General features: G+C 75.5%; 2 protein-coding genes. Both read left to right on the top strand.

Features of this window, described 5'->3' with window-relative positions; translation table 11 throughout:
* Nucleotides 1–1,160: phosphoglucosamine mutase (gene glmM, locus AB0J52_RS38965; RefSeq protein WP_500188088.1), on the top strand; the 1,160-nt coding region annotated here is incomplete at its 5' end.
* A gap of 228 nt (nt 1,161–1,388) precedes the next feature.
* The gene (locus AB0J52_RS38960; protein ID WP_500188087.1) at nt 1,389–1,706 is read left to right on the top strand and encodes a hypothetical protein; all 318 of its coding nucleotides are present in this window, start codon (nt 1,389–1,391) and stop codon (nt 1,704–1,706) included.
* Nucleotides 1,707–1,795 lie beyond the last annotated feature (89 nt).

The raw sequence follows: 1,795 nt of genomic DNA, 5'->3' as shown, positions 1-1,795 counted from the left end.
CCGCGGTCGTCGCGGGCCTGGCCAGCGCCGGAGTGGACGTGCTACGGCTCGGCGTGCTGCCGACCCCGGCGGTCGCCCACCTCACGCACGCGCTGGACGCCGATCTCGGCGTGATGCTGTCGGCCTCGCACAACCCCGCCCCGGACAACGGGATCAAGTTCTTCGACCGCAGCGGCTTCAAGCTCGCCGACGAGATCGAGGACCGCATCGAGGCCACCCTCGGCCAGGACTGGGAGCCCCCGACCGGCGCGGGCGTCGGCCGCGTCCGGGAGGCGCACGGCGCGGTCGAGCAGTACATCGCGCACCTGCTGAGCACGCTGCCGGTGTCGCTGGACGGCCTGAAGGTCGTGGTCGACTGCGCGCACGGCGCGTCCTGCGAGGTGGCGCCCGAGGCGCTGCGCCGCGCCGGCGCCGAGGTGATCACGATCGGGGCCGCGCCGGACGGGCTGAACATCAACGCGGGCGTCGGCTCCACCCACCTGGACGCGCTGAAGGCGGCCGTCCGCGAGCACGGCGCGGACGCGGGCATCGCCAACGACGGCGACGCCGACCGCTGCCTGGCCGTGACCGCCGGCGGCGAGGAGGTGGACGGCGACCAGATCATGGCGATCCTGGCGCTGGACCTGCGCGAGGCCGGGCGGCTCGCCGACGACACCGTCGTCGCGACCGTCATGTCCAACCTCGGCTTCAAGCTGGCGATGCGCGAGGCGGGCCTGACGGTCGTGGAGACCGCCGTCGGCGACCGCTACGTGCTGGAGGCCATGAAGGAGCGCGGCTTCAACTTCGGCGGCGAGCAGTCCGGCCACGTGATCATGCTGGACCACGCCACCACCGGCGACGGCGTGCTGACCGGCCTGCACCTGCTCGCCGCGATGGCCCGGCTCGGCCGTCCGCTGGACGAGCTGGCCAAGGCCATGACCCGGCTGCCGCAGGTGCTGGTCAACGTGCGGAACGTGGACAAGACCCGGGCCGGCTCCTCGGCCGAGCTGTCGGCCGCGATCGCCGCCGCGGAGGAGGAGCTCGGCGAGTCCGGGCGTGTCCTCATCCGGCCGAGCGGCACCGAGCCGATGGTCCGCGTGATGGTCGAGGCCGCGTCCGAGGAGCAGGCCGGCATGGTGGCCGAGCGCCTCGCCGAGGTCGTCCGCACCGCCCTCGGCTAGTCCGGAGGAACGGGGTTCCAGGGCCGCACGGGCCGGGTCGCTGCGCCGAGGCCCGTGCGGGCTGGGACGGGAGCCCGGCTCGTGCGGCTGGGGCGCATCGTCCAGGATCGTGCAGCTGGGTCACTGCGCCCAGGCTCGTGCGGGTCGGGGCAGCAAGGGGCGTACGGGCCGGATCGGGGTGGCCGGGGCCGCGCGGGGTGGTGGGCCGGACTCGCTTAGGGTGGGCCCATGACGACCGAGCCTGACGAGAACCAGCCCGCCGAGCAGCCCGACGAGCAGCGCCCGCGGGTGCGGACCGAGCGCGGGGTCGGCGCCCGCGCGGTGGGCGCCGAGGTGACCGGCGCGTCGGCCGTCGGCGCGAGCCTCCGGCCGCTGACCGGCCTCGGGTCGCTGGCCCTCGGCTCCGCCGCCGTGGGAGCCCTGGCCATCGGGGCCCTCGCGATCGGCCGCCTCGCCATCAAGCGCGCCGTCGTCCACCACCTGGAGGCCGGCGTCGTCGAGATCGCCCACCTCAAGATCGGCCGCCTGGAGATCACCGAAGACTGATCCCCGTCCGGTCCGGGGCGTCGCACGGGCGAGGCGCGTGGGAGGCGATCGCGCGCCGAGCCCGGCGCACGCGTGGGCAGAGGGCGGCC

Origin of the sequence: Spirillospora sp. NPDC049652 (genome assembly GCF_040675125.1) — a bacterium.
GTDB lineage: Bacteria > Actinomycetota > Actinomycetes > Streptosporangiales > Streptosporangiaceae > Spirillospora.
Note: the sequence above shows the minus strand (reverse complement) of the source record. Positions and strands in the feature narration are given on the sequence as shown.

Coding starts and splice junctions, on each gene's coding strand:
- AB0J52_RS38960 (WP_500188087.1), top strand. CDS start 1,389: ATGACGACCGAGCCTGACGAGAACCAGCCCGCCGAGCAGCCCGACGAG.